Annotated in this window: 17 protein-coding genes; 11 read left to right on the plus strand and 6 right to left on the minus strand. The window is 69.4% G+C overall.

The features are described from left to right. Positions 1 to 407: 407 nt before the first annotated feature. Together EDF55_RS04690 and EDF55_RS04695 are read right to left on the minus strand one after the other, a co-directional pair. Complete coding sequence (locus EDF55_RS04690; protein WP_185017120.1) at positions 408 to 1,088, minus strand: flavodoxin; 681 nt, start codon at positions 1,086 to 1,088, stop codon at positions 408 to 410. Between the two features lie 6 nt (positions 1,089 to 1,094). After that, on the minus strand, positions 1,095 to 1,949 hold the full coding sequence (locus EDF55_RS04695) for an aldo/keto reductase (protein WP_185017122.1): 855 nt from the start codon (positions 1,947 to 1,949) through the stop codon (positions 1,095 to 1,097). 145 nt (positions 1,950 to 2,094) lie between these two features. Here EDF55_RS04695 and EDF55_RS04700 point away from each other — a divergent pair, with 145 nt between their 5' ends. From EDF55_RS04700 to EDF55_RS04725, 7 genes are all read left to right on the plus strand, one after another. Beyond that, positions 2,095 to 2,985 (plus strand): helix-turn-helix domain-containing protein, encoded by an 891-nt coding sequence (locus EDF55_RS04700; protein WP_123653713.1) that lies wholly within the window; start codon positions 2,095 to 2,097, stop codon positions 2,983 to 2,985. Between the two features lie 90 nt (positions 2,986 to 3,075). Then, positions 3,076 to 4,062, plus strand: coding sequence for an aldo/keto reductase (locus EDF55_RS04705; protein ID WP_123653714.1), 987 nt, complete (start codon positions 3,076 to 3,078; stop codon positions 4,060 to 4,062). A gap of 204 nt (positions 4,063 to 4,266) precedes the next feature. Then, positions 4,267 to 5,514: an MFS transporter gene (locus tag EDF55_RS04710; RefSeq protein ID WP_123653715.1), complete on the plus strand. Its 1,248-nt coding sequence runs from the start codon at positions 4,267 to 4,269 to the stop codon at positions 5,512 to 5,514. 74 nt (positions 5,515 to 5,588) lie between these two features. Further along, complete coding sequence (locus tag EDF55_RS19065) at positions 5,589 to 5,711, plus strand: hypothetical protein (protein ID WP_260235807.1); 123 nt, start codon at positions 5,589 to 5,591, stop codon at positions 5,709 to 5,711. Continuing rightward, positions 5,712 to 6,245: an HAD family hydrolase gene (locus EDF55_RS04715; RefSeq protein ID WP_260235809.1), complete on the plus strand. Its 534-nt coding sequence runs from the start codon at positions 5,712 to 5,714 to the stop codon at positions 6,243 to 6,245. A 387-nt stretch (positions 6,246 to 6,632) separates the two neighbouring features. After that, positions 6,633 to 8,984: an arylsulfatase gene (locus EDF55_RS04720; RefSeq protein WP_123653716.1), complete on the plus strand. Its 2,352-nt coding sequence runs from the start codon at positions 6,633 to 6,635 to the stop codon at positions 8,982 to 8,984. A gap of 388 nt (positions 8,985 to 9,372) precedes the next feature. Further along, positions 9,373 to 9,594, plus strand: coding sequence for a hypothetical protein (locus EDF55_RS04725; RefSeq protein WP_123653717.1), 222 nt, complete (start codon positions 9,373 to 9,375; stop codon positions 9,592 to 9,594). A gap of 27 nt (positions 9,595 to 9,621) precedes the next feature. On the opposite strand, the gene EDF55_RS04730 is transcribed toward EDF55_RS04725, so the two are convergent. The 3 genes from EDF55_RS04730 to EDF55_RS04740 form a co-directional block, all read right to left on the minus strand. Continuing rightward, positions 9,622 to 10,095 (minus strand): 2'-5' RNA ligase family protein, encoded by a 474-nt coding sequence (locus EDF55_RS04730; RefSeq protein WP_123653718.1) that lies wholly within the window; start codon positions 10,093 to 10,095, stop codon positions 9,622 to 9,624. Between the two features lie 43 nt (positions 10,096 to 10,138). Continuing rightward, positions 10,139 to 10,624: a GNAT family N-acetyltransferase gene (locus tag EDF55_RS04735; RefSeq protein ID WP_123653719.1), complete on the minus strand. Its 486-nt coding sequence runs from the start codon at positions 10,622 to 10,624 to the stop codon at positions 10,139 to 10,141. A gap of 141 nt (positions 10,625 to 10,765) precedes the next feature. Continuing rightward, positions 10,766 to 11,209, minus strand: coding sequence for a hypothetical protein (locus EDF55_RS04740; protein WP_123653720.1), 444 nt, complete (start codon positions 11,207 to 11,209; stop codon positions 10,766 to 10,768). 542 nt (positions 11,210 to 11,751) lie between these two features. Between EDF55_RS04740 and EDF55_RS04745 the strand changes: the two genes are divergently transcribed. Then, positions 11,752 to 12,711, plus strand: coding sequence for an NAD-dependent epimerase/dehydratase family protein (locus tag EDF55_RS04745; RefSeq protein ID WP_123653721.1), 960 nt, complete (start codon positions 11,752 to 11,754; stop codon positions 12,709 to 12,711). 34 nt (positions 12,712 to 12,745) lie between these two features. Here EDF55_RS04745 and EDF55_RS04750 read toward each other — a convergent pair whose 3' ends face one another. Then, positions 12,746 to 13,909 (minus strand): cysteine desulfurase family protein, encoded by a 1,164-nt coding sequence (locus tag EDF55_RS04750; RefSeq protein ID WP_123653722.1) that lies wholly within the window; start codon positions 13,907 to 13,909, stop codon positions 12,746 to 12,748. 57 nt (positions 13,910 to 13,966) lie between these two features. Here EDF55_RS04750 and EDF55_RS18685 point away from each other — a divergent pair, with 57 nt between their 5' ends. From EDF55_RS18685 to glgB, 3 genes are all read left to right on the plus strand, one after another. Further along, a complete protein-coding gene (locus tag EDF55_RS18685; RefSeq protein WP_185017124.1) occupies positions 13,967 to 16,156 on the plus strand; it encodes a glycogen-debranching protein in 2,190 nt (729 codons plus the stop codon). A 172-nt stretch (positions 16,157 to 16,328) separates the two neighbouring features. Beyond that, positions 16,329 to 18,329 (plus strand): alpha-1,4-glucan--maltose-1-phosphate maltosyltransferase, encoded by a 2,001-nt coding sequence (locus EDF55_RS04760; protein ID WP_243698379.1) that lies wholly within the window; start codon positions 16,329 to 16,331, stop codon positions 18,327 to 18,329. After that, positions 18,326 to 20,983 carry a 1,4-alpha-glucan branching protein GlgB gene (gene glgB, locus EDF55_RS04765; RefSeq protein WP_260235813.1) on the plus strand — a complete coding sequence of 886 codons (2,658 nt, stop codon included), beginning with the start codon at positions 18,326 to 18,328 and terminating at the stop codon, positions 20,981 to 20,983. Before EDF55_RS04760 ends, glgB begins: the two co-directional genes overlap by 4 nt. The last annotated feature ends 116 nt before the right edge of the window (positions 20,984 to 21,099 follow it).

Genomic DNA, 21,099 nt, shown 5'->3' on the forward strand with positions numbered 1-21,099 from the left:
GATTGCTGAACGGTTGGTGTTGGCGCTCCCAGTCAGCACTGTCAGCCTTGCCCCTGGTCCACAGCCGCCAGCCGTCGGCGGTCCGGATCCAACACCAGCTCCAGCTCTTGGTGCCGGGTTCCGCGCCGGACGTTCCTCGCTGGTCGATCGTGGACGCCACGCACACCTGATTTCGGTCGGCGACGTAGTGAGCCGTCGCGTCAGGATGCAGTCGCCGTGTTCGGCCCCCTGGAGGCAGATGCGGGTCATCGTCTCGGGAGACGCGTTCTCGGCGTGCAATCGGCTCAGTTGAGCGTCCGCAGAATGCGACTGGCCTGCGGAGTCCGCAGTCTGGACGACGTGGTGGCCGATGCTGCCGGTGGCGCCGACGACGAGGACGGTGAGCTGGTCAGTCATGGTGTTGCCTTTCATGCCAGGTCGGCGGCGCGGAGCCACCGGTCGACGTCGGTGCCCACTGACGCGCCGCGGACATCTTCACCGCGGACGGCGAGACCCGTCCCGAGACGTGCTCCGCTGTCGAGACCTCGGTAGAACGATGCGGTGCTGCCGAGGTCGCTGACGGCGTACGTGACGAACGGCCGGAGGTCTTTGCCGGTGAGGTCGACGGCTTCGACGAAGCTCGCCATGATCATCGGCGGCTGCACGTTCCAGATGGGACTACCGAGCAGGACCGTGTCGTAGCCGGCAAAGTCGGGCAGGTTCCCGGCGATCGCCGGGCGCGCGTCGCTGTTCTGCTCGTCAACGTTGCGGGCGACGGTGGGGTCGTACCGATCCGAGTACGCGTCAGCGGCTTCGATCCGGAACACGTCGCACTCGACGCGATCGCGGATCAGGTTCGCGAGAACCTCGGTGTTGCCGACGTCGAGAGTGCGGCGTCCGCCGTTCCAGTAGTTCTCCCCGGCGCGGGAGAAGTACACCAGCAGCGTTCGATCTGGGCTGCTCGGTACGGGGTTGCTGGGTGTGGTCACGGTGCGGCTTTCACGGTCGGAGGTGGTGCAGGCTGCCAGCAGCCCGGCCGCGGCGGCGCTGATCGTGCCGGCCGCGGCGGTCCACAGGAGCTTCCTGCGGGTGGGCTGCTGGGCGGGCACTACGGGTCACGCCTCGGCACGGCCGGTCAGCCGGCGCACCATGTCGGGGTCGGCGTGGGAGAAGAACTGGGACGCGCCTGCCTCGAGCTCGGCGATCTTCGTCATCTGCTCGTCGGTGAGCTCGAAGTCGAGCACGTCGAGGTTCTGCTGCATGCGCTCGGGCTTGACCGACTTCGACACCACCACGACGCCGCGCTGGACGAGCCAGCGGAGGACGACCTGCGCGACGGACTTGCCGTGCGCGGCACCGATCTCGGACAGGACCGGGTTGGTGAAGAGGTCGTTCTTGCCCTCGGCGAACGGCGCCCACGCTTCGAGCTGCACGCCCTCGTTCTGCAGCAGCTCCTGGAAGTCCACCTGCTGGTGGAACGGGTTGGTCTCCATCTGGTTCACCGCGGGCACGACGTCGGCGAACGCGATGAGGTCCACCAGACGGTCGGAGGCGAAGTTGGAGACGCCGATCGCGCGGAGCCGACCGTCCTTGTGCGCCTGCTCGAGGGCACGCCACTCGCCGTAGTAGTCACCGAACGGCTGGTGGATCAGGTACAGGTCGAGGTAGTCCAGACCGAGCCTCTGCAGCGACACAGTGATCGCGTCGCGAGCGCCTTCCTCGCCGCGGCGCTGGATCCACAGCTTCGAGGTGATGAACAGCTCCTCGCGGGGCACGCCGCTGGCGGCGATGCCGCGCCCGACGGCTTCCTCGTTGCCGTAGGAGGCTGCAGTATCGATGAGGCGGTAGCCGGCCGTGATCGCGTCGGTGACGGCCTGCTCGGTCTCGTCGGCGGGGATCTGGAACACCCCGAAGCCGAGCTGCGGCATGGTCTCGCCGGTGTTCAGGGTGACGGTGGGGATGGTGCTCATGAGCGTTCCTTCCGAGAAGCGGGAGCGGCTGCGGTTCGGCCGGTGATCCCATAGAACAGCGCTCTCCGCGCGGGGAACAGGCCGCGCTGTTTGGTGTACTGGCAGTGTCTGTTCCACCGTCATGGGCCCGCCTACGCTGACGAACATGGACACCGGAACCGAGGCCAGCGACTTCCTCCGCACCCGCCGCGCCCGCATCAGCCCCGAAGCGGTCGGCCTCACCGCCTCCGCGACAGGGCGGCGCGTCAAGGGGCTCCGGCGAGAAGAGGTCGCAACCCTTGCCGGGGTCAGCGCTGAGTACTACAACCGGATGGAACGCGGCAAGCTCGCCGGCGTCTCCGAATCCGTCCTCTACGCCGTCGCACGAGCGCTGCAACTCGACGAATCCGAAGAGCAGCACCTGTTCGACCTCGCCCATTCGGCGAACGCCGCGCACGCCCTGACCCGACCCGCTCCGAAGCGCACGCCAGCCCGGTTCCGTGCCAGTAACCGGGTGCAGCGGATCCTCGACGGGATGACCGAACTCCCTGCCTACGCCCGGAACGGCCGCACCGACATCATCGCGATGAACCCGCTCGGCGCCGCCCTCATGCCAGGCCTGGTGCCGAACGGGAAGGAGCAGGCGAACATCGCCCGGTACCTCTTCCTCGACCCGTCATCCCAGGAGTTCTACGACGACTGGGAACGCGTCGCCCGCGACATGGTCGCCGCGTTCCGCATCGAAGCCGGCCGCACCCCCTTCGACCGGTCTCTCACTGACCTCATCGGTGAGCTGAGCACCCGCAGCAACCCGTTCCGCACCTGGTGGGCATCCCACAACGTCCGCCTGCACACCAGCGCCACCAAAACGCTCCACAACCCCACCGTTGGCGAGGTCGAGGTCACCGGTGAAGCACTCACGCTCGCCAGCGAGCCGGACATCACGATCATCACCTACGTCACCGAACCCGCTTCCGTGTCCGAGGAACGCCTCCGCGTCCTCGCCAGCTGGGCCGCCAGCAAGACGACGGCCGCGGAGGCCACCAAGACCCAGTGACCGCGGCGAATTCGCCCGCTCCTCACTGCTCTCGCTCGACGACCCGGCCACATCGGCCGGCCTCGCCCGGCCCATCGAAAGGACCCACCCGTGAAGTACACCCGCCTCGGCAACTCCGGACTGAAAGTCAGCAGCATCGCGCTCGGCTGCATGAGCTTCGGCGACCCGGCCAGCGGCCATCTGCAGTGGTCCCTCCCCAAGGACGACGCACTGCCCTACTTCCGGCAGGCGCTCGACCTCGGCATCACCTTCTGGGACACCGCCAACGTCTACTCCTACGGCGACTCCGAACGCATCGTCGGCGAAGCGCTCCGACAGTTCACCAACCGTGACGAGATCGTCCTCGCCACGAAGGCGCACTTCTCCGACAAACCCGGCACCGGCCCCGGCCTGCACGTCGCTGGCTTGTCGCGGAAGGCGATCATGCAGCAGATCGACGCGTCCCTGACCCGTCTCGGCACGGACTACGTCGACCTGTACCAGATCCACCGCTTCGACCCGGAGACCCCGATCGAAGAGACGATGGAAGCCCTCCACGACGTCGTCAAGGCCGGGAAGGCCCGCTACATCGGCGCGTCCGCGATGTGGACGTGGCAGTTCGCGAACATGCAGCACGCCGCGGACCTGCACGGCTGGACCCGGTTCGTGTCCATGCAGGACCAGTACTCCCTGCTCTACCGGGAAGAAGAGCGCGAGATGTTCGGCCTCCTCGCCGACCAGGGCGTCGGGAGCATTCCCTACAGCCCACTGGCGAAGGGCCGCGTCGCACGTCCCGCCGGCGAGCAGACAAAGCGCTCCTCCGACGATCCGGTCGGGAACACCTTCTTCGCCGACACCGAACGCGACCGCCCCGTCATCGACGCCGTCCACGAGATCGCCGAGGCGCGGAACGTGCCGATGGCGCAGATCGCGATGGCGTGGGTCCTGAACAACCCGGTCGTCAGCGCACCCATCATCGGCGCGACCAAGCCCCACCACCTCGACGACGCAGCCGCCGCGGTCGACATCGACCTCGCCCCGGACGAAGTCACCGCGCTCGAAGCGCATTACCAGGTCCGACCCGCCGGCGGTTTCTGAGCACTCGCTGCCACCTGGAGGACGAGGCGGCCTGGCTGCGTGAACGCGCGACCAGGCCGCTTCGTCCGCGGGGCCCAGCGGCCGGTCGCGGGGCCTCTCCCCCGTCTCGATAGCGGATCGGCGAACGGACACGCCTCGGGCACTCGGGCCGAGCGTGGTGCGACTTGTCTTGCTCGCAGCGTTGCGGTCTGCCAGCGTTGGCGCATGGGCGACGACGTGACCACGCTGCGTCGAGTGCCCGGGTTCCGCCCGTACTGGTCTGCCGCGACCGTGTCGTCGTTCGGATCAGCAGTGAGCGCGGTGTCCGTGCCGGTTCTCGTGGTGACGGTGCTGCACGCTAGCCCGTTCGAGGTGGGGCTGGTGAACGCTGCCCAGTTCCTGCCGTACGCATTGTTCGGTCTGATCGTCGGCGCGTACGTCGATCGCTTCCGACGGAAGCCGCTGCTGATCTGGGCGAGTGTCGGTCGGGGAGTGTGCCTCGGTGCGATCCCGGTGCTCTGGGCGGCGGGGCTCCTGAATCTCTGGGTCACGGCGGCAGCACTGTTCGTGTTCGGCATCTTGTCGGTCGTGGGCTTCGCCGCCACGCAGTCACTTCTGCCTCGGATCGTGCCCCGCTCGCTCCTCCTGGCGGCGAATGCGCGTGTGGATCAGAGTGACGCGGCAGCGCAGACGGTGGGCCCGGCTCTCGGAGGTGTCCTGGTCAGCATCGTGACCGCCCCGGTGGCTGTAGCGCTCGATGCGGTGAGCTACTTTGTCGACGCTGTCCTCATCGCCCGGGTCCAGGTTGTCGAGCAGAAGGCAGCACGCGTGGCGGGTGCGCGGCTGCGGAGCGATATCGCTGATGGTCTGCGGTGGACGTACGGTCATGCGATGCTCGCGCCGCTGGCGCTGTCGACACATCTTTGGTTCCTCGCCAATGCCGCGGGATTGACGGTCTTCGCGACACTCGCGCTCCGCACCCTCGCGCTCCCAGCGGCCGTGTACGGGGCAATCCTCGCCGTCAGCGGCGTCGCGATGCTCCTCGGCGCCACTGCAGCGCCGCGCCTCGGCGCCCGCTTCGGCGCCGGCCGGACGATCATCGCCGCTCGAGCCGCGTACCCGATCGCGTGGGCGGCCATCGCGCTCACGACCGTTGGCCTCGGCGTCGCAGCACCGCCGGCGACTGTCGTGGTCTTGTTCGTCGCGTTCGCCGTGCACGGCGCTGCCGCGGGCTGCGAGAACGCCAATGAGATGAGCCTCCGCCAGATTGTCACACCCGACGCGCTTCTCGGTCGGATGAACGGCACGATGCGCAGTGCAAACAGAACCCTTGCGGCTGCGGGAGCAGTGAGCGGCGGCGCTCTGATGACCATCGCCGGGGATAGCGTCGCGCTGCTCGCGGTGACCCTCGTGTTCGCTGCCTCCGTGGTCGTGGCGATGTGCTCACCACTCAGGACGAACGCCGTCCGGTAGCCGATCGGCTATCGGACGCCGTCGCTCGCCAGGTGGGTTGCTGAGGGAGGCCGTTCGGGTGAGAGGATCGCTTCGTGCCGATCGAGCTTCCCGCAGGAATCCTCGCCGTCGTTTTCGACGTCGGCGAGACGCTCGTCGACGAGTCGCATGCTTGGTCGGCTCAAGCGGAGGCGGCGGGCGTCTCACCGTTCACGTAGATGGGAGTGCTCGGTGCGATGATCGCGCGTGGTGAAGACCACCGTCGAGTTTGGGCGCTCCTCGGCGTCGAGAAGCCCGCGGGGCGCGTGCTGATTGAGGAAGCAGACCTCTACCCCGACGCACTGTCGTGCCTTCGTGCGGCCACCGAGTGCGGCCTCGTCGTCGGCATCGCAGGAAATCAGCCGGCGGGAGTGGAGGCACAGCTGCGCGCGGCCGGTTTCTCACCACACTTCCTGGCATCCTCCGCGGCCTGGGGCGTGGAAAAGCCCTCACCCGAGTTCTTCGCTCGCGTCGTCGCGGAGGCAGGCCGCGAGCCCGGGGCGATCCTCTACGTCGGTGACCGGCTCGATAACGACGTCCTACCTGCAAGCGCTGCCGGCATGCGCACCGCGTTCGTCCGGAGAGGCCCGTGGGGTCATCTTCACGCTGAGCAGCCGGAAGCACATCTCGCGGACATCCGACTCGATACCTTGGCGGACCTCAGCGACGCGCTGGTTGCCGGACGGTCAGCCGAGGCGCAGGCCACGTCCTGACACGCAGCAGTCGACTGCGGGTGCGCTCATGGGTGCCCGGTGACCCATCGACTGACGGACGTGCGAACGCATCGAGGCCAGATTGTCAATCGTCGTCGCGCTCCGCGCGAAAAGTGCGAACGCGATGCGTGCTGCGTCGAAGCCTCCACTGAGCACACACGAGAGCGATGCTCGATGGTGGCCCCGAACTCTGATCCGATCAGCTCGACTTCGCGGACGAGTCTGCGGTTCTTCGCGAAGGCGTCTGGCTGGAGCCTTCGGAGGCGCAGCGTCGAGGGCCACCGCCAGTGGTCTCACCCGGAACGGGTGTGCCTGCGTGCGACCGCGAGTGTTGGACTGCGGCTCGGACGAACCAGGGCGGTCCGTCGTCAAGCCCTGAGGAGCGGTATGTCCGACCTGCAGCGTTCCAGTCTCCCCATCCCCGACCTCGCCTACACCGGCACGGTCACTTACGACGCGACCGACCCGGACACCGCGTTCCCGCCGATCACCCCGGTGCGCCCGCCGTTGGGCGCACCAAACGTGCTCGTGATCCTGATCGACGACACCGGGTTCGGAGCGTCCAGCGCGTTCGGTGGCCCGGTGCAGACGCCGAACTTCGAACGAGTCGCCGACGCGGGCTTGAAGTACACGCGGTTCCACACCACAGCGCTGTGTTCGCCCACGCGCGCGGCGCTGCTCAGTGGTCGCAACCACCACACGGTCGGCATGGGCGGCATCACCGAGATCGCCACGTCGGCCCCCGGATACAGCTCGGTCCGGCCCAACAACTGCGCCCCGCTCGCCGAGACCCTCAAGCTCAACGGCTACAACACGGCGCAGTTCGGCAAGTGCCACGAGGTACCGGTGTGGCAGGCCAGCGCGATCGGCCCGTTCTCCGGCTGGCCGAGCCCCGGCAACGGCTTCGAGCACTTCTACGGGTTCCTCGGCGGCGAGACCAATCAGTGGTACCCCGCACTGTACGAGAACACCACGCCGGTCGAACCCTGGGGGACCCCGGAGGAGGGCTACCACTTCATGGGCGACATGACCGACAAGGCGATCGCCTGGGCTCGTGAGCAGAAGACCCTCGCTCCCGACGTCCCCTCGTTCGTCTACTTCGCGCCCGGTGCCACGCACGCACCCCACCACGTACCCGCCGAGTGGGCCGACAAGTACAAAGGCCAGTTCGACCAGGGCTGGGACGAGGTGCGCAAGGAGACCTTCGCACGTCAGATTGAGCTCGGCGTGATCCCGGCCGATGCAGTGCTCACGGAACGCAGCGCCGGGATCCCTGCCTGGGAGGAGATGAGCGACCTCATCAAGCCCGCTCTCGCTCGCCAGATGGAGGTGTACGCGGGGTTTCTCGACTACGCCGACCACCATGTCGGTCTGCTGCTCGACGCCTACGAAGAGCTCGGCATCCTCGACGACACCCTGGTGTTCGTCATCATCGGCGACAACGGGGCGAGTGCTGAGGGGTCCATGCACGGCACCACCAACGAGGCGTTCACCATCAACCACATGAACGAGCTCGAGACCGAGGAGTTCGTCGCCGAGCACATCGATGACATCGGCACGCCGCGCTCGTACAACCACTACGCGGTGGGCTGGGCGCACGCCATGGACACCCCGTACCAATGGACCAAGCAGGTCGCAAGCCACTGGGGAGGCACTCGCAACGGCACGATCGTCAGCTGGCCGAACGGCGGCGTCGAACAGGGTGGGATCCGCAACCAGTTCACCCACGTCATCGACGTGGCGCCGACCGTGCTCGCAGCGGCGGGCATCCCGGAGCCGAGCTCCGTCAACGGGGTCACGCAGCGGCCATACGAGGGCACTCCGCTCAACTACACGTTCGACGATGCCGAAGCCGAGGAACAGCACACCACCCAGTACTTCGAAATGGTCGGCAACCGGGCGATCTACCACAAGGGGTGGACGGCCGTGGCGAAGCACAAGGACCCGTGGGCAGGGTCCACTCACGGCCTCGACGACGACGTTTGGGAGCTGTACGACGTCGAGCACGACTGGACCCAGTCGCACGACCTGGCCGCAGCCGAACCGGAGAAGCTCGCGCACTTGCAGCGCCTGTTCCTGATCCAGGCCGCCCGCTTCAACGTGCTGCCGCTCGATATCCGCTCGGCGGAACGGATGAACCCCGACATTGCTGGTCGGCCGCAGCTCGTGACGGGCACCTCGCAGAAGTTCTACCCGGGGATGAAACGCCTGAGCGAGAACACGACGATCAACATCAAGAACAAGTCGTGGACCGTCTCCGCCCGGGTGGCGGTCGCGGACGCCGGCGCCGAGGGCGTGCTCATCGCCCAGGGCGGCGCGTACGGCGGCTGGTCGTTCTACGCCACTGGCGGGAAGCTCGCGTTCGCCTACAACCTGCTCGGAATCGATGTCGACATCGTGCACTCGACCAGTCCGGTGCCGGCGGGCGAACACGATCTCCGTGCCCACTTCGCCTACGACGGCGGAGGCCTGGCGAAGGGCGGCACCGTGACGCTGTCCGTCGACGACGAGCAGATCGGCGAGGGCCGCGTGCACAAGACGATCCCGTTCCAGTTCACATTCGACGAGACCGTGGACGTCGGTGTGGACCTGGCCTCGCCGGTCTCGCCCGAGTACGAGGCGAGCAACAACGCCTTCACCGGTTCCATCGAGTGGGTGCGGATCGACCTCGGTGATGACGACCATTCGCACCTGATCGACGACGAGCACAAGCTCGCCGTCGCCATGCTCAAGCAATGAGGACACCTCCGGCGCACTGAGCGCGTCGATCATGTCAGAGCCGTGTCAAGTCGTCGCCCACGAGTACGACCCCGACGCTTGGTGGTCTATCGCTGCGGGGCGGCGACGACGGCGCGCCCGCCCTCGAGATGCGGCACGACGACGACCAGCACGATCACGGTCGCCGCACGGAGCGCGAGAAGCAGCACACCACGAGCACGGCAAGCAAGAGCGGCGGGTGCGTAGGCGCCTCCAGGCCGACAGCGGACTCGACCGGAAGCCGATCGGTGACTGAGACAGAGGCCAGCCATATCGGCGGGCGTCCACCTACCACGAGCGTTTCGATAGCCGATCCTCTGCCGAAACGCAGAGCACTCATCTCGGGCAGTCATCCGGTCCCGTCCGGGACGTGGGTGTCCTCTTCCTTGCGGTCGGAGCGGTGATCTGTATCGCCTGGGGCTGTGCCCTCGTGCTTTTCCCGGACCCGATCGCCCGCATTGCGAGGAAGGTCGAAGGAGAGTTCCGGGGACGCCAGATCACTCCGGAGCTGACGCGGTTCATCGGATGCGTATTCTTCCTCGGAGGCCTCATCGCAGCAGTAACGCTGGTCGTCGGACTCATCAGGCGCTGACGAGTCAGGTACCCGCCCGAGGACCGGCTACAGCGCACCTCGCGAGTTGAAGGCAGCGAGGATCCTGGCGTCGGTGTCGAAAATATCGACGATGACTACGCAATTCGAGGTCTCGCGGTCGCCCTCGCCCGCCGCCGCCGCCGGGCCGAGAGTGAGATGCGGGCGGTATCCCTGACGCCAGTAGGCGGGCTCCTCCGGAACGAAACCGGGGAGAGATTCGAGCTGATCGGCAAGGCGGTTGTGCACGCTGACGGCCTGGTTCGAATCCACGAGACGGACTCGTACGTCGCGATTCGGACCAAAGAGAGCCTGCTCGCCGACGTGGACCCTCATGGGCGCATCGACGGGCGCGGCTTCGTACACCGCCCGGGCTATCCCGCTGGTCGACGCGGAAGTGACGAAGTTCGACGCGAGGGTGACGTGGGCCGGCCATGCTCGGCGATTGATGACAGCACCGACTTCCAGCGGATCAAACAGCGCAACAACGGCGTAGCTTTTCACGCGCTGACTCTAGGAGAGGCGGCGAAGCCCGACAGCGGATCGGCTACCGGGCAGGACCGCCAAGTGCGGAGCGGAGGGCTTTGAGTTCGCGCATCCACGCGACCTCCCGCTCGAGCTGGCCGGTTTCGGTGAAGAGGCACACCTGCTGCGTGTCGGACAGCACGGCGGCGAGCTCATCCCGGTCTGCCGGACTAAATCCGAGTTTTTGCCAGAAGGGCCCCGATCGGCGTGAGAAGAGCCATGCCCGCGTCGCGCCCGAGCTAGCTGCTTCTTCGAGGGCGAACCTCGCGAGACGGGTGCCGGCACCCGCGGTGCGCCGCGCGCTCGATACCGCGACGCTCCGGATCAAGACGTCCGCACCGTCAGTGCTGGCTTCGTAGCCGGTGCTGCCGACGATGTTGCCATCGTGGTCGCGCTCTACCCACAGTCGGACCGCGGTCGAGTCGAGCCCAGCGATAGTGAGGTCAGCTTCGCTGAGGAACGCGCGGAGCTCCTGGACATCGTCGTTCGTCACCGGCGAGTAGGTCATGACTCATGCTCTCGCACCGCTCCGCCGATCAGGGATCGGTCTGCGGGACGGGCGCCGGGTACGAGCGATGGTCGGCGCTGAGCTGGCGCCGCCACGGCCGATCACGGGGTCAGGGGGCGCCAGCGCCGGCGGTGCAGCCGGTCACCCAGCCGCGACTACTCCGCCGTCGAGGACGCAGATCAGCACTCCGAAGAGGCTGGCTATCAGGGCGGGGAGGAGGCCGACCCCACCGATGATCAGCGCTACCCAGCCGACACGATGCCCGGCGGCCCAGCCCCGGACGACTCCGCGGTGCCCGAGCGCGATCACGGCGAGGGCGGTGGGGAGCGCGGCGATGCCGACGAGACCGACCAGGAATTCTGCTCGAGCGACGGCGACGGGAGGGTCGTCGAACGGGTGCCGTGGAGCGCCTGTTCCGGCGAGATCTGCCGCAGTGACGCTGTTGGCGACCGAGAGCACAAGCGCCATCAGCGCGGACCAGAGCAGCACAAGCCCGAGGGCGACCCAGCCGGCGGGTGTCCGCCCGGATCGGTCGTGGGTGCGGGACTCCGTCGGGTCTTGCTGGTGCCGAAGCCGGTCCGTCACACAGCGAGACTACGGACCATCGCTGCGGCAGGGCGGTCGGCCGTCACCGTGGTGGTCATGTACGCAGCGAGCCGAGGTGTGTTCGCGTTCGCTTGTACAGCAGCAGTGATCGCGACAGTGACGAGTTGCTCGGATCCGTCTGGGTTCAACTCGACGGGCGGACCGACCACAGCCGCCACACCGAGTTCCTCCGCAACGCCCCGAACCACCGCGACAGCTGCGGCCTCGGACCATGGGCCACAAGAAGCGGCAACGGGGGCGGCATCCGGAGGTCCGAACGGATTCGATGACGTGGTCGCCTCTGGCGACACGGTCGTCGGCATTGCTGGACGCTGTGGACTGTGCACCGCTGATGTGTACCTGGCGAATGAGGACCAGGAGGTTCTCGGGCACGAGCTCACGGTCGGCCAACACCTCTCGATCAGACGCATGCAGCGAGTGCTGCGCAAACCGCCCGCTGGCCAATCGGCCACTGCGACGCCTCGGCTTCGCCGGGAGCGGACACGTGCCCCGAGGGGTGGTTTGCACGCTTGACTGGGGTCATGCGAGCACTGGTGCTGGGTGGAACTGGATGGCTGGGACGCGCGGTCGTCAAGGACCTCCTCGCAGCGGGGGCCGATGTCACATGCCTTGCCCGGGGCGAGTCAGGTGACGCGCCCGAGGGAGCACGTCTCGTCCGGGCCGATCGGCGAGCAGCAGGCGCCTACGGGCCCGTCCATGGCGAGTGGGACGAGGTGATCGAGCTCTCGTACGAGCCCGACCTCGTCGAGCCGGCCCTCAACGTGCTCGCTGACGGTGCCGCCCACTGGACGCTTGTCTCGACGGTTTCCGTGTACGCGCAGAACGACGAGCCGGGTGCGGACGAGTGGGCCTCGCTCGTGGAGCCGATGAACATGACGGAGTACGCGGATGCGAAAGTCGCTGCCGAGCGGAGCAGTGCTGCCCGTCTGGGGTCCCGTCTCTTGATCGGACGACCCGGCCTCATCGTCGGCCCCGGCGACCCGAGTGATCGATTCGGGTACTGGCCGGCGCGACTCAGCAGATCCGGGCCGACGCTGGTCCCGACAACCTCCGGTCGCTTCGTTCAGGTCGTCGATGTCGCCGATCTTGCGGCCTGGATCGGCCAGGCCGGACGTGCCGGCCACACCGGCCTCGTCAACGCGGTCGGGAAAGCGGTGGCGATGGGCGATTTCTTCCGACGTGTGGCGGACGTCGCCGGCCATGACGGTGAGCTCGTCGAGGTCGAGGACGAGACACTCCTCGCCGAGGATGTTCGTTATTGGGCGGGACCTCGGTCCCTGCCGTTGTGGTTGCCCCTCTCCGATGCTGCGTTCGCTCAGCGATCCGCACGGGCGTTCGACGAGACGGGTGGCCGTACTCGGCCGCTTGAAGCCACGGTGACCGATGTCCTCGCGGACGAACGCTCCCGCGGAGTTGGCCGGCCACGCCGCTCGGGTCTCACCGCGTCCGAGGAGCACGCGGTCCTCCTCAACGTCCGGTAGGCGGTCGCCGAACGGACGCCCCGCCCGCCCCGCCCTACCGCCCGAGCAGCGGCTCCCGGGACGCCATGCCCGCCGCACTCGCACGCGCGACGGCGTCGGGCAGCGCCGCCAGGAACGCGTCGACGTCGGCGTCCGTCGAGGTGTGCCCGAGCGTGATGCGGAGCGCCCCGCGGGCTTCGTCCTCGGACAGCCCCATCGCGAGCAGGACGTGCGACGCTTCCGGCACGCCGGCCTGGCACGCGGATCCCGTGGACACGGCGACGCCGGCTGCGTCGAGGAGGAACAGGAGCGAATCCCCCTCGCACCCGGGGAACGTGAAGTGCGCGTTGCCGGGCAGCCGGTCGATCGGGTCGCCCCGGAGGACCGCTGAGGGCACTGCGGAGAGCACCCCGGCGATCAGCCGGTCACGGAGGGCCTGCACGGACGCGTGCGGTGCGGACGCGGCGACCCCGAACGCGATCGCCGCCGGTGCGTCCTGCGTGCCGCTCCGGACCTGCCGCTGCTGGCCACCGCCGTGGATGAGGGGCTCGACCGTGGCGCGGCGCCCGAGGACGAGCGCGCCGATCCCCACGGGCCCGCCGATCTTGTGCGCAGAGACGCTGAGGGCGTCGAGTCCGGAGCCGCGGAAGGACACCGGGACCTGCCCGTAGGCGGCGACCGCGTCGGAGTGCACGGGGACGCCGGCGGCGTGCGCCAGCTCCACGATCCTGGCGACCGGCTGGATGGTGCCGACCTCGTTGTTGGCCCAGAGGAACGTGACCAGGGCGACGTCCGAGGCGGAGGCGAGCCGAGCCTCCAGGCCGGAGAGGTCGACGCGACCGTCCGCGTCCAACGGGACCACGTCGACGACGGCGCCGTCGTGGCGCTCCAGCCAGTCGACGGTGTCGACGGTGGCGTGGTGCTCCCCCGCCGCGACCACGATGCGGGGGCGCGGACGGTCCTGCTGGCGGGCCCAGAACAGGCCCTTGATGGCGAGGTTGATGCTCTCGGTGCCGCCGGAGGTGAAGACGATCTCGACGGGTTCGGCGTCGAGCGACGCGGCGACGCGGGCGCGGCCGTCCTCGAGCAGCATCTTCGCGCGCTGGCCGGCGCTGTGGATGGACGAGGGGTTGCCGACGGTCGCCAGGGCGTCGGTGAACGCGGCGAGCGCCTCGGGCAGGATCGGTGTCGTGGCAGCGTGGTCGAGGTAGACCGGCATGGGTACCCCCTTTTCGAGCGTTTTCAGGATACCCGCGGGTCCTCGTACTCTTGACGGATGCACGAGATCGCGATGGACATCGACCAGGGGCTCCGCCTCGGTGACGGTGCCGCGCACTTCGCGATGCGATCGGCCACCGCGACTTCGGCGACACTCGTCGTTGACGGACGCGGGTCCGTGACGCTCGAGCGGCTGCCGGAGACCGACGTGTGGACGGGGTCGCTCGAGGGCGTCCGCCCCGGGGACACGTACCACCTGCTCGTCGACGGGCCGTCGGGGCCACGGGACGACTTCGACCCGACGCGGCCGCTGCTCGACCCGTACGCGCGGGGCATCGTCCGGACGCCGACCGTGTCCGCGGACGCGGACCAGCACCAGCACCAGCACCAGGACCAGGACCAGCACCCGGGCAAGGACCAGGACAGGGACGAGGACCAGCACCAGGACGCCGCTCAGCGTTGGACGAGCGTCGTCGTGGACGACGCCTTCGACTGGGGCGACTCGGTGAAGCCCGTCATCCCGCTCGACCGCGCCGTCGTGTACGAGGCGAACGTCCGCACCCTGACCGCCGCGAACCACGCGGTGCCGGAGCACCTCCGCGGCACCTACGCCGGCGTCGCGCACGAGAGCACCATCGCGCACCTGCAGCGCATCGGCGTCACGACGCTCGAGCTCCTCCCCGTGCACGCGTTCGACACCGAGCACTGGCTGCAGGACGCCGGGCGGGAGAACGCCTGGGGGTACAACACCCTCGGGTTCTTCGCGCCGCACGCCGCGCACGCCTCCGCCGATGCCCGGGCACGGGGAGCGGACGGGGTGCTCCGGGAGTTCAAGGGCATGGTCCGGCTCCTGCACGAGGCCGGCATCCAGGTCGTCCTCGACGTGGTCTACAACCACACCGCAGAAGAGGGGCTCGGCGGTCCGACGTCCTCGCTCCGCGGCATCGACGGCGCGAACCGGTACCGCTGGGCGTCCGACGACACGTACTTCGACACGACCGGCTGCGGCAACACCCTCGACACCTCGGTGGAGGCCACCGCGGACCTGGTCCTCGACAGCCTGCGGTACTGGGCGCGCGAGGTGCAGGTCGACGGCTTCCGCTTCGACCTGATGGCCGCACTCGCCCGCGACGCGTCGCACGTGTTCGACCCGGCGCACCCGCTGCTGGAACGCATCCGGCAGGACCCGGACCTGCAGGACGTCCTGGTCATCGCGGAGCCGTGGGACGTCGGGCCGGACGGGTGGCGCACGGGGTCATTCGGACCGACCGGAGGCCCCGGCACCGGCACCGGCACCGGCACCGAAAGCGGCTCCGAAAGCGGCTCCGGCTCCGGCACCAGCGAGTGGAACGACGGCTTCCGCAACACCGTCCGGCAGTTCTGGCTCACCGACATCGCGCAGGAGCGCCGCTCCGGGGTCCCCGGCTCCGGCATCGGCGCACTCGCCGGCGCACTGACCGGGTCGCGGAGCATCTTCGGGGTCCCCCGCGGGCCGCTCGCGGGCGTGAACTTCGTGACCGCGCACGACGGCTTCACGCTGCACGACCTCACCGCGTACAACACCAAGCACAACGCGGCGAACGGCGAGGAGAACCGCGACGGGTCGAACGACAACCGCTCGTTCAACCACGGCGTCGAGGGCGAGACCGAGGACCGCGGTGTCCGTGCGGCCCGGGGGCGGTCGATGCGGAACCTGCTCGGCACGCTCTTCCTCTCCGCCGGGATCCCGATGCTCACCGCGGGTGACGAGCGCAGCCGCACCCAGAACGGCAACAACAACGCGTACGTGGTCTCGGAGGACCTCACCCCGGTCGGCTGGTCCGACGACGAGGACGCCGAGGCGATGACGGAGACCGTCGCCGCACTCACGGCGCTGCGTGCTGCGCACCCCGCGCTCCGGCCGTACCGGTACGGGGTCGACGGGCAGAGCACGCCGAGCGCGTCCCGGATGACCTGGTACGGGCCGGACGGCGGCCCCATGACGGGCGAGTGGTGGGACCAGCCGATCCACCGCGCCGTGCAGTGGTTCGTCGAGTCGACACCGGAGCACGAGCCGTACGACCGGGTGCTCGTCGTGGTGCACGGCAGCGGTCGGACCCGTGACCTGGCCCTGCCGGTGCGGGACGACGTGCTCGCGTACCGCCTGGCGTGGTCGAGCGAGAAGCACCGCGACCACGACCGGCACCGGCCGGCCGGCACGGTGTTCACCGCCTACGGTCCCGGCATCCACGTCTTCGACGTCCTCTGACCCACGCCGCCCACCATGGGTGCGGACGCGCGTCCACACCGGACGGGAGGCTCGGTGCCAGGCCGCCACGAGGCTCCCGTCCGGTGCATGGAGGCCCCACTGCCCCGACGAGTTGTCCACAGGTCGCCCGTTCCGGGGAACACGGAGGGCGCCGCCGGGTAGCGTCGGGTCCGTGGCCACCGCAGACCGACCCCGGCGTCCGAAGATCGGGCGCATCCCGATCACCGAACTCGCCCCGAGGACGCCGAACGGCTTCCCGGGCAAGGCGTTCGACGGCGAGGTGATCACGTTCGGCGCGACCGTCTTCCGAGAAGGACACGGCGTGATCGGCGCCGACCTCGTCCTCGAACGCCCCGACGGCGGCACCAGGACCGTCCCGCTGCGGCTCGTCGCCGAGGGCACCGACCGCTACGAAGCGACCGTGCAGGTCGACCACGTGGGCGTCTGGGCCTGGCACGTCGAGGCGTACTCCGACGACTGGGACACCTGGCTGCACGGAGCACGCCTGAAGATCGCGGCGGGCGTCGACACCGAAGCGACGCTGCTCGACGGCGCGGTCCTGCTCGACCGGCTCGCCACCGAGACCGACTCCCCCGCTGCCAGCCGTGCAGCGGCCCGCGTCCGCGACACCGACCTCGACCCCGCCGAGCGCCTCGCCGCCGTCGACGACCCCCGCATCACCGCCGAGGTCGAAGAAGCGCCGCTCACCTCGCTCCGCACGCACTCCCCCGTGCAGCTGCTCGACGTCGAGCGCACCCGCGCCGGCGTCGGCGCCTGGTACGAGTTCTTCCCCCGCAGCGAAGGCGCGAAGCGGAACGCGGACGGCTCCTGGAAGAGCGGCGACTTCCGCACCGCTGCCCGTCGTCTGCCCGGCGTGGCGCGGATGGGCTTCGACGTGGTCTACCTGCCGCCGATCCACCCGATCGGGCAGACCGCCCGCAAGGGGCCGAACAACACGCTGGACGCCGGACCGAACGACCCGGGCAGCCCGTGGGCGATCGGCTCGGCCGAAGGCGGCCACGACGCGATCCACCCGGACCTCGGCACCGAAGACGACTTCCGCGACTTCGTCGAGACCGCGAAGAACACCGGGATGGAAGTCGCACTCGACTTCGCGCTGCAGTGCTCCCCCGACCACCCGTGGGTCACCGAGCACCCGGAGTGGTTCACCACCCGCGCCGACGGCTCCATCGCCACCGCGGAGAACCCGCCGAAGCGCTACCAGGACATCTACCCGATCCAGTTCGACACCGACCCGGAAGGGCTCGTGACGGAAGTCGAGCGGGTCCTGCGCCACTGGATCGACCTCGGCATCCGGATCTTCCGCGTCGACAACCCACACACCAAGCCGCTGTGGTTCTGGGAGCGCGTCATCCGCGAGATCCGCGACGAGCACCCGGACACGGTGTTCCTCGCCGAGGCGTTCACCCGCCCGGCGATGATGCGGGCGCTCGCCGAAGCCGGGTTCCAGCAGTCGTACTCGTACTTCACGTGGCGGAACACCAAGGACGAGATCGCGGACTACTTCGACGAGCTCGCCCACGAGACCAGCGACTACCTCCGTCCGAACCTGTTCGTGAACACGCCGGACATCCTCACCGAGTACCTGCAGTTCGGCGGCCGTGCCGGCTACAAGGTGCGGGCCGCGCTCGCCGCGACGGGTGCTCCGACGTGGGGCATGTACTCCGGCTACGAGCTCTTCGAGGACGTCGCACGACCGGGCTCCGAAGAGAACATCGACAACGAGAAGTACGAGTACAAGCCGCGCGACTTCGCCCTCGCCGAAGCCGAAGGCGCGAGCCTGGCCCCGTACGTGACGATGCTGAACCGGCTCCGCTCCGCACACCCCGCACTCCGGCAGCTCCGGAACCTGCACGTGCACGAGAGCGACGACGACGCCATCGTCGTGTACTCCAAGCACCTCCCCGGACGGTTCATCCGCTCGGGCCGCGACGACACCGTGATCGTCGTCGCGAACGTCGACCCCCACTCCGCTCGGGAAGCCACCGTGCACCTCGACCTGACCGCGCTGGGACTCGACCCCGAGCAGCAGTTCGACGTCCGCGACGTCGTGACCGGCGCCCGCTGGGTCTGGGGATCGTCGAACTACGTCCGCCTGGACGCATTCCAGGAGCCCGTGCACCTGCTCGTCGTGGAAGGACCGCACCGATGACCACCGACCCGAACGAGGCCGACCGGACCACACCCCGGGACCGCGGACAGGGGCCGAGCGTGCCGCCGGTCCAGCCGCCACCCCCGCCCGTCGCGGCGCGCCCGAGCTCGTCGGCGCCGACGCCCGCGCCGACCCCGGCGCCCCCGCGCGTCCCGGCGGCCACCGCGAAGCCCGCTCCGCGGACCGAACCGCGGACGTCGGCGCCCGGTGAGGACCTGCCGGGTGCTCGCCTGCCGCGCCGTGAGGCACCGGACCGCGGCGTCGAGGAGTCGGCCACGCTCGCGGGGCACTCCCCCGACGCGGCGCACCCGCGGCACGTGAGCGACGCACCCGACGACCGCAGCGTCCTCGCGGAGCAGACCCGAGCCTCCGGCCCGACTCCGCCCTCTGCATCTGCCTCTGCCCCTGCGTCGGCGTCGGCTTCGGGCTCGGGCTCGACCGACACGGCGGCTTCCGGCACCGGCGAGCAGACCCACGCCGAGCCACGTCCCGCCCCCATCGAGGACTGGCTGCGCCAGGCCGTCGCGGAGGGCCGCTGGTCCCAGCCGCACGACGTCCTCGGCCCGCACCCCGTCGACGGCGGCACGAGCGTCCGCGTCGTCCGGCACCTGGCGCACGCCGTGCGCCTCGTCCGCCTGGACGGCGACGACATCGAACTGACCCACGAGGGCGACGGCCTCTGGGCCGGCGCGACCTCCGAAGCACTCGGCCGGTACCGGGTCGAAGCGGACTACGACTACGACGAGACGACGGACACCGACGACGCCACATGGACGACCGACGACGCGTACCGGTTCCCGCCGACGCTCGGCGAACTCGACCTGCACCTCTTCGGCGAAGGCCGAGACGAACAGCTCTGGCACCACCTCGGTGCGCACGTCCGCACGATGGACGGCGTCGACGGCGCGGCGTTCTCGGTCTGGGCACCCCGCGCCACCGCCGTCCGCGTGATCGGCGACTTCGAGGGCTGGGAAGGCCGCACCACCGCGATGCGCCGGCTCAGCGACCTCGGCGTCTGGGAGCTGTTCTGGCCCGGGGCGCTCGAGGGGCAGCGCTACAAGTTCCAGATCCTCACCGACAGCGGCTGGGTGGAGCGCGCCGACCCGTTCGCACGCCGCACCGAGGTGCCGCCGCTCACCGCCTCCGTGATCACCAGCTCGGACTACCAGTGGTCCGAGGGCGACCGGGCGTGGATGGAGCACCGCGCGAAGACGACCACGCACGACCGGCCGATGAGCGTCTACGAGGTCCACCTCGGCTCGTGGCGCCCCGGCCTCAGCTACCGCGAGGTCGCCGACCAGCTCATCGGGCACGTGCAGTACCTCGGGTTCACGCACATCGAGTTCCTGCCGCTCTCCGAGCACCCGTTCGGCGGCTCGTGGGGCTACCAGGTCACCGGGTACTACGCACCGACGGCCCGCTTCGGCTCCCCCGACGACCTCCGGTACCTCATCGACCGCCTGCACTCCGCGGGCATCGGCGTGATCATGGACTGGGTCCCCGGGCACTTCCCGAAGGACGAGTGGGCACTGGCGAAGTTCGACGGGCACGCCCTGTTCGAGCACCCGGACCCCCGCCGCGGCGAGCAGCTCGACTGGGGCACCTACGTGTTCGACTTCGGGCAGCCGCAGGTGCGGAACTTCCTGGTCGCGAACGCGCTCTACTGGATGGAGGAGTTCCACATCGACGGGCTCCGCGTGGACGCCGTCGCCTCGATCCTGTACCTCGACTACTCCCGCACCGACTGGCTGCCGAACATCCACGGCGGCCGCGAGTACCTCGAGGCGATCTCGTTCCTGCAGGAGACCAACGCCACCGCGTACAAGCGCTACCCCGGCATCGTGATGATCGCCGAGGAGAGCACCTCGTGGCCGGGGGTCACCCAGCCGACGAGTGCCGGCGGGCTCGGCTTCGGCCAGAAGTGGAACATGGGGTGGATGCACGACTCGCTCGAGTACGTGCAGCGCGACCCCGCGTACCGCGCCTACCACCACGACGAGCTGACGTTCTCGTTCGTGTACGCGTTCAGTGAGCAGTTCACGCTGCCGATCAGCCACGACGAGGTCGTGCACGGCAAGGGCTCGCTCTACGGCAAGATGCCCGGCGACGAGTGGCAGAAGCTCGCGAACGTCCGGGCGTACCTGGCGTTCATGTGGGCGCACCCCGGGAAGCAGCTGCTGTTCATGGGGCAGGAGTTCGCGCAGATCTCGGAGTGGTCCGAGGCCAGCGGGCTCGACTGGTGGCACCTCGACGACCCGGGCCACCGTGGCGTGCAGGACCTCGTCGCCGCGCTGAACCGGGTGTACAAGGACACGCCGGCGCTCTGGACGCACGACTCCACGGCCGACGGCTTCGAGTGGATCGAGGGCGGCGACGCTCCGCACTCCACGATCGGGTTCCTCCGGAAGACCGGGGACGAGCGGCTCGCGGTGTTCGTGAACTTCTCCGGCGTGCCGGTCGAGCGGCGCTTCGGGCTGCCGGTCGCCGGGCAGTGGCAGGAGGTGCTCAACACCGACGCCGCCGAGTACGGCGGGTCCGGGGTCGGGAACCTCGGGGTCGTCACCGCCGAGGACACCCCGTGGGCCGGGCGCCCGGCGTCGGCGCACCTCGTGGTGCCGCCGCTCGGCGCGGTCTGGCTGAAGTTGACGCGGTAGTCGCGACCCCCCCCACGGACGGGAGGCCCGGTGCCAGCTGGCACCGGGCCTCCCGTCCGGTACCGGGCTCCCGTCCGGTACCGGGCTGCCGTCCGGTACCGGGCTGCCGTCCGGTA

The organism is Curtobacterium sp. ZW137 (assembly GCF_003762905.1).
Taxonomy (GTDB): domain Bacteria; phylum Actinomycetota; class Actinomycetes; order Actinomycetales; family Microbacteriaceae; genus Curtobacterium.

What these genes read in the sequence shown, in the direction of transcription:
- EDF55_RS04695 (WP_185017122.1), bottom strand. Translation starts at nt 1,949, where the DNA reads ATGAGCACCATCCCCACCGTCACCCTGAACACCGGCGAGACCATGCCG.
- EDF55_RS04700 (WP_123653713.1), top strand. Translation starts at nt 2,095, where the DNA reads ATGGACACCGGAACCGAGGCCAGCGACTTCCTCCGCACCCGCCGCGCC.
- EDF55_RS04710 (WP_123653715.1), top strand. Translation starts at nt 4,267, where the DNA reads ATGGGCGACGACGTGACCACGCTGCGTCGAGTGCCCGGGTTCCGCCCG.
- EDF55_RS04715 (WP_260235809.1), top strand. Translation starts at nt 5,712, where the DNA reads ATGGGAGTGCTCGGTGCGATGATCGCGCGTGGTGAAGACCACCGTCGA.
- EDF55_RS04720 (WP_123653716.1), top strand. Translation starts at nt 6,633, where the DNA reads ATGTCCGACCTGCAGCGTTCCAGTCTCCCCATCCCCGACCTCGCCTAC.
- EDF55_RS04735 (WP_123653719.1), bottom strand. Translation starts at nt 10,624, where the DNA reads ATGACCTACTCGCCGGTGACGAACGACGATGTCCAGGAGCTCCGCGCG.
- EDF55_RS04745 (WP_123653721.1), top strand. Translation starts at nt 11,752, where the DNA reads ATGCGAGCACTGGTGCTGGGTGGAACTGGATGGCTGGGACGCGCGGTC.
- EDF55_RS04750 (WP_123653722.1), bottom strand. Translation starts at nt 13,909, where the DNA reads ATGCCGGTCTACCTCGACCACGCTGCCACGACACCGATCCTGCCCGAG.
- EDF55_RS18685 (WP_185017124.1), top strand. Translation starts at nt 13,967, where the DNA reads ATGCACGAGATCGCGATGGACATCGACCAGGGGCTCCGCCTCGGTGAC.
- glgB (WP_260235813.1), top strand. Translation starts at nt 18,326, where the DNA reads ATGACCACCGACCCGAACGAGGCCGACCGGACCACACCCCGGGACCGC.